Annotated in this window: 5 protein-coding genes and 1 pseudogene; 3 read left to right on the forward strand and 3 right to left on the reverse strand. The window is 75.0% G+C overall.

The features are described 5' to 3' along the window. The first annotated feature begins 34 nt into the window (after positions 1-34). Positions 35-1,672, forward strand: coding sequence for an ABC-F family ATP-binding cassette domain-containing protein (locus KCH_RS31080; protein ID WP_035868481.1), 1,638 nt, complete (start codon positions 35-37; stop codon positions 1,670-1,672). Between the two features lie 96 nt (positions 1,673-1,768). On the opposite strand, the gene fabG is transcribed toward KCH_RS31080, so the two are convergent. The 3 genes from fabG to KCH_RS31095 form a co-directional block, all read right to left on the reverse strand. Next, the gene (gene fabG, locus KCH_RS31085; protein ID WP_035868489.1) at positions 1,769-2,527 is read right to left on the reverse strand and encodes a 3-oxoacyl-ACP reductase FabG; all 759 of its coding nucleotides are present in this window, start codon (positions 2,525-2,527) and stop codon (positions 1,769-1,771) included. Positions 2,528-2,565: 38 nt separating this feature from the next. Further along, positions 2,566-3,753 (reverse strand): thiolase family protein, encoded by a 1,188-nt coding sequence (locus KCH_RS31090; protein WP_035868492.1) that lies wholly within the window; start codon positions 3,751-3,753, stop codon positions 2,566-2,568. Between the two features lie 64 nt (positions 3,754-3,817). After that, positions 3,818-4,966 (reverse strand): acyl-CoA dehydrogenase family protein, encoded by a 1,149-nt coding sequence (locus KCH_RS31095; protein WP_035868495.1) that lies wholly within the window; start codon positions 4,964-4,966, stop codon positions 3,818-3,820. Positions 4,967-5,108: 142 nt separating this feature from the next. On the opposite strand from KCH_RS31095, the gene KCH_RS31100 reads away from it, so the two are divergent. Further along, complete coding sequence (locus KCH_RS31100; protein WP_035868497.1) at positions 5,109-5,747, forward strand: TetR/AcrR family transcriptional regulator; 639 nt, start codon at positions 5,109-5,111, stop codon at positions 5,745-5,747. A gap of 75 nt (positions 5,748-5,822) precedes the next feature. Further along, positions 5,823-6,113, forward strand: a pseudogene (locus tag KCH_RS42875) (hypothetical protein); the annotation flags it as partial.

Here is a 6,113-nt window from a genome sequence, read left to right on the forward strand (position 1 = left end):
GGGCCCGCGCCCTCCATCGCACCGGAGTTCCGCCATGCACCGACCCGCCCTGCTCGCCCACGACCTGGTCCGCGTCCTCGACGGCCGCCGGATCCTCGACGGCCTGTCACTGATCGCCGCCCCCGGCCGCCGGCTCGGCCTGATCGGCGAGAACGGCTGCGGCAAGTCCACCCTGCTGCGGGTGCTGGCCGGCGTCGACGAGCCCGACGCCGGACGCGTCACCCGGCCCGCCGACCTCGGCTTCCTGCACCAGGAGATGCCGTTCGACGCCACCGCCACCGTCGCCGCCGTGCTGGACGAGGCGCTCCGCGAAGCCCGCACCGACCTCGCCGAACTCGACCGCCTCGGGGAGGAGTTGGCCGCCCTCCCGGACGGCGGCCCGGGCCAGGCCGCGCTGCTCGCCGCCTACGGCGCCCGCCTCGAACAGGCGCAGCACCGCGAAGCCTGGGACGCCGACCGCCGCGCCGCCCTGCTGCTCGACGGCCTCGGCCTGGCCGCCGTCGGCCCCGACCGCGTCCTCGGCTCGCTCTCGGGCGGCCAGCGCGGGCGCCTCGCCCTCGCCGCGCTGCTGGTTCGGCGGCCCTCGGCGGTCCTGCTCGACGAGCCCACCAACCACCTCGACGACGGGGCCGCCGCGTTCCTGGAGGACCAACTCCGCGCCCTGCCCGGCACGGTGGTCGTCGCCAGCCACGACCGGGCGTTCCTCGACGCGGTCTGCACCGATCTGCTCGACCTCGACCCGGCGGTGGACGGCCCGGTCCGCTTCGGCGGCGGCTACCGCGCCTACCTGTCCGCCAAGCACGCCCGCCGCCACCAGTGGGAGCGCCAGTACGCCGAGGAACAGCGGGAGTTGACGGAGCTGCGGCGCTCCGTCGAGGTGACCGCGCACCGGGTCGCCCCGGACCGCGGCCCCACCGACAACGAGAAGATGGGCTACGGACACCGGGCCGGCCGGGTGCAGCAGCAGATCTCCCGCCGCGTCCGCGACGCCGCCGGCCGCCTCGCCGAATTGGAACGCCGCCAAGTCCCCCGGCCGCCCGCCCCGTTGCGCTTCGCCCCGCCCGCGCCCCTGGCCGCCGCACCGGGGGAGACGGGGGAGTCGGGCCCCGGCCCGCTGGTGGCGCTGCACCGGATCCGGGTGCCCGGCCGGCTCGCCCTGGACGAACTCGACGTCACCGCCGACGACCGGCTCCTGATCACCGGCGCGAACGGCACGGGCAAGTCCACCCTGCTCGCCGTGCTGGCCGGCCGCCTCGACGCCACCGGACAGGTCCGCCGGCGCCCCGGCCTGACGGTGGGTCTGCTCACCCAGGACACCGCCTTCGACCGCCCGGAACGCACCGCCCGCGCCACCTACGAACAGGCCCTCGGCGCCGACCGGGCCGAACGCGTCCCGCTCGCCGCCCTCGGCCTGCTGGCCGCCGCCGACCTGGACCGCCCCGTCGGCACCCTCTCCGTCGGCCAGCGCCGCCGCCTCGCCCTCGCCCTGCTGGTGGCCCGCCCGCCGCAGCTGCTGCTGCTCGACGAACCCACCAACCACCTCTCCCCGGTGCTCTGCGACGAACTCGAGGAGGCGATCGGCGGCAAGGGCCCCGGCGCGATCGTGGTCGCCGGCCACGACCGCTGGCTGCGCCGCCGCTGGCAGGGCCGCGAACTCGCCCTCCACCCGTGACAAGCCGGTCCGGCCCGTGGAGGTCGGGCCGGCCCCCGAACGTGCCGCGGGCCGGCCCGGACTCCCAGGAGTCCGCGCCGGCCCGCGCCGACACCGCTACCGCGCGCCGCCGTTGACGTACAGCGTCTGCCCGCTCACGTACGACGCGTCCTCGCTCGCCAGGAACGCCACCACCGAGGCGACCTCCTCCGGCAGGCCGACCCGGCGCAGCGGGGTGCGCTGCGCGACCTCCGCCTGGTGCTCCTCCGGCGTCGACCCGACCCGCTCGGCCGTCGCCGCCGTCATCGAGGTCGCGATGTACCCCGGCGCCACCGCGTTCACGTTCACGTTGAACGGGCCCAGCTCGATCGCCAGCGTCGCCGTCAGGCCCTGGATGCCGGCCTTCGCCGCCGCGTAGTTCGCCTGCCCGCGGTTGCCCAGCGCCGACCGCGAGCTGAGCGACACGATCTTCCCGTACTTCTGCTTCACGAAGTACCGCTGCGCCACGTGCGAGCAGTTGTAGGCGCTGGTCAGGTTGACCGTCAGCACCGCGTCCCAGTCGCTCTTCGGCATCTTGAAGAACAGGTTGTCGCGGGTGATCCCGGCGTTGTTCACCAGGATGTGCACCCCGCCCAACTCCTCGGCCACGGCGGCGAACACCGCCTCCACCGCCTCGTAGTCGGCCACGTCGCAGCCGTACCCGCGGGCGGTGCCGCCCGCCGCGGTGATCTCCTTCACCGTCCCCTCGGCGCGCTCCGCCGTGAGGTCGACCACGGCCACCGCCGCGCCCTCCTCGGCCAGCCGCCGCGCCGTCGCCGCCCCGATGCCCTGCGCGGCGCCGGTCACCACCGCCACCTTGCCGTCGAACCTGCCCACAGCCGTGCCCTCCTGACGCTTCGTCATGTCTTGAGTGTTCAGTCCCGCTCGACCAGCACCGCGGAGCCCTGGCCGACGCCCACGCACATCGTGGCCAGGCCGCGGCGGGCGCCGGTGCGGCGCATCCGGTGCAGCAGCGTGGTGAGGATCCGCGCGCCCGAGCAGCCCAGCGGGTGGCCCAGCGCGATCGCCCCGCCGGACGGGTTCACCAGCTCCGGGTCGATGGCCAACTCGCCGACGGACGCCAGCGCCTGGGCCGCGAACGCCTCGTTGAACTCGGCGGTCTCCACGTCCTGCAGCTTCCAGCCGCCGCGCTCCAGCACCCGGCGGGTCGCCGGCACCGGGCCGATGCCCATCACGTCCGGGTGCACGCCCATCGACGCGCCCGCCACGTACCGGCCCAGCGGCTCCAACCCCAGCTCGCCGAGCGCCCGTTCGCTCACCAGCAGCAGCGCCGCCGCGCCGTCGTTCATCGGCGAGGCGTTGCCCGCGGTGACGGTGCCGCCCGCCCGGAACACCGGCTTCAGCGCGGCCAGCTTCTCCGCGGTGGTGTCGGGGCGGATCGACTCGTCGCGCTCCACCAGCACCCCGTCCGGGCGCTCGACGGCCAGCAGTTCGGCGTCGAAGTGGCCCTCCTCGCGGGCCCGCGCGGCCAGCCGGTGGCTGCGCAGCGCGAAGGCGTCCTGCGCCTCGCGGGAGACGCCGTGGCGGGCCGCGACCTCCTCGGCGGTCTCGCCCATCGACAGCACCCCGTGCAGCTCGCGCATCCGCGGGTTGGTCAGCCGCCAGCCGAGCCGGGTGTCGAAGGTCTCCATCCGGTGCGGCAGCGCCTCGTCCGGGCGGGGCAGCACGAACGGGGCGCGGCTCATCGACTCGCAGCCGCCCGCCACCACCACGTCCGCCTCGCCGGAGCCGATCGCCCGCGCCGCCGTGGTGACGGCCTCCATCCCGGACGCGCACAGCCGGTTGAGGGTCGCGCCCGGCACCGAGTCGGGCAGCCCGGCCAGCAGCACCGCCATCCGGGCCAGGTTGCGGTTGTCCTCGCCGGCCTGGTTGGCGGCGCCCCAGTACACGTCGTCGATCCGCGCCGGGTCCAGGCCGGGCACCTCGTCGAGCAGGCCGCGCAGCACGGCCGCCGACAGGTCGTCGGGCCGGACGGCGGACAGTGCGCCGCGCAGCCTGCCGATCGGGGTGCGGCGGGCGGCGGCGATGTAGACCGGAAGCACTTCGTCGAGCTCCTGTTCCGTGACGGTCGGTCGACCCGTGCGCTCGTGACGCACCGGCCGGCGATCAGAAGGCGTTGACCCCGGTGAGGGAACGCCCGATGAGCAGCTTGTGGATCTGGCTGGTGCCCTCGTACAGGGTCATCACGCGGGCGTCGCGCAGGTACTTGCCGACCGGGTACTCGTCGATGAAGCCGTACCCGCCGAAGACCTGCAGCGCGTTGTTCGCGGAGCGCACCGCGGCCTCGGAGGCGAACAGCTTCGCCACCGAGGACTCCGTGGCGAACGGCAGGTGACGGTCGATCAGGTCGGCCACCCGCCAGGTCAGCAGCCGGGCCGCGTCCACGTCCACCGCGATGTCGGCCAGCAGTTCCTGCACCAGCTGGTGGTGCGCGACGGGCTTCCCGAACTGCTCGCGCTCCCCGGCGTAGCGCACCGCCGCCTCCAGGCTGGCCCGGGCGATGCCGACGCAGCCCGCCGCGACCGACATCCGGCCCTTGGCGAGCGCCGCCATCGCCACCGTGAAGCCCCGGCCCTCCTCGCCGAGCAGGGCGCTGCCGGGCACCCGCACCGCGTCGAAGGACAGCTCGGCGGTCGCCTGGCCGCGCAGGCCGAGCTTGCCGTGCACGAGCGTGCGGGTGAGGCCGGGCGTGTCCGTGGGCACCAGGAAAGCGCTTACCCCCCGGTGTCCGGGCCCGCCGGTGCGGGCGAACACCAGCGCCACCTCGGCCCACGTCCCGTTGGTGATGAACATCTTCGCGCCGGAGATCAGCCAGTCGTCGCCGTCCCGCACCGCCCGGGTGGTCAGGTTCGCCGCGTCCGAACCCGTGCCCGGCTCGGTCAGCGCGAAGCAGGCCAGCGCCTCGCCGGAGCACAGCCGCGGCAGCCACTGCCGCTTCTGCTCCTCGGTGCCGAACGCGTTGATCGACTTGGCGACCAGGCCCAGCGAGACCGACACCACCCCGCGCACCGAGGAGTCGCCGCGCCCCAGTTCCTCCAGCACCAGGCAGTACGCCAGGTGGTCGCCGCCGCTGCCGCCGTACTCCTCCGGCAGCGTCAGACCCAGGAACCCGAGATCGCCGAGCTTCTTGACGATCCCCAGGTCGATCGACTCCGCCCGGTCCCAGCCGGCGGCGAACGGCACGATCTCCCGGTCCGTGAACCCCGCCGCCAACTCCCGGACGGCGGCCTGCTCCTCGGTCAGCTCCAGGTCCACGCGGCGACCCCTCGACTCGGCGATCCCAGTTAAACTAGCGGTGCAAGTTTTACGGCGACTGTAGCCCCACCCGGCCCCGCACGGAAGAGGGCACCTGCGACAATGGGCCGGTCCCACCGGCCCGCGACCCGAGGAGGCGGAGATCGCCCGACCGCGCACCCCCCTGCTCAGCCGGGACCGGATCGTCGCCGCCGCACTCGCCCTGGTCGACGCCGAGGGCCTGCCCGCCCTCTCCACCCGCCGCCTGGCCGCCGAACTCTCCGTCAGCGGCCCGTCCCTCTACAACCACTTCGCCACCAAGGACGAACTCCTGGACGCCGTGGTCGACAGTGTGATGGGCGAGGTCGACCTCACCATGTTCGACGCGCCGGACCACTGGCGGACCGCCCTGCGCGACTGGGCCCGCTCCTACCGCGCCGCCCTCGCCGCCCACCCCCACATCGTCCCCGTCCTCGCCCAGGGCCCCGGCCGCCGCCCCCACGCGCTGCGCCTCGCCGAGGCCGTGTTCGGCTGCCTGGTCGACGCCGGCTGGCCCCGCGGCCAGGCCACCCGCATCGGCGCCCTGATGCGCTACTTCATCACCGGCTCCGCCCTCGGCTCCTTCGCCGCCGGCTTCCCCGAGGACGCCGCGCTCTACACCGCCGACTACCCCCGCCTCGCCGACGCCCACCGCCTCGCCGAACACCGCCGCACCGTCGACGAGGGCGCCTTCGACACCGGCCTCGAAGCCCTCCTCGACGGCCTCGAACTCCGCTACCAGCGCCTCCGACCGGCCGACTGACCCCCCGTCAGCCACTCCCGGGCGGCCGCCGGAAAACCGGTTCGCGCCCCGCTCCGCGCGTGCTGTACTTGCCGCATGGGGGAGAACGACGGACGGATGCGCCTGCGACTGACCAGCCACCGGGTCGCCGACGACGGGCTGCGACTCGGCCGGGTGCTGAGCAGCGGCGCCATGCTCCGCAACACCTACCTCCTGCCGCCCAAGCAGCAGATCGGCTACCTCACCGGGCCCCGCGCCGACCTGCTCCGCCTCGGCGCACTGTTCCGGATCGCCGCGACCGGCCCGCACACCGCCGTGCACGTCCCGACCCCGGCAGACGCCCCCACCCGCACCTTCGGCTACGACGAGAACCCGCCGCTCCCGCTG

The organism is Kitasatospora cheerisanensis KCTC 2395, from assembly GCF_000696185.1.
GTDB lineage: Bacteria > Actinomycetota > Actinomycetes > Streptomycetales > Streptomycetaceae > Kitasatospora > Kitasatospora cheerisanensis.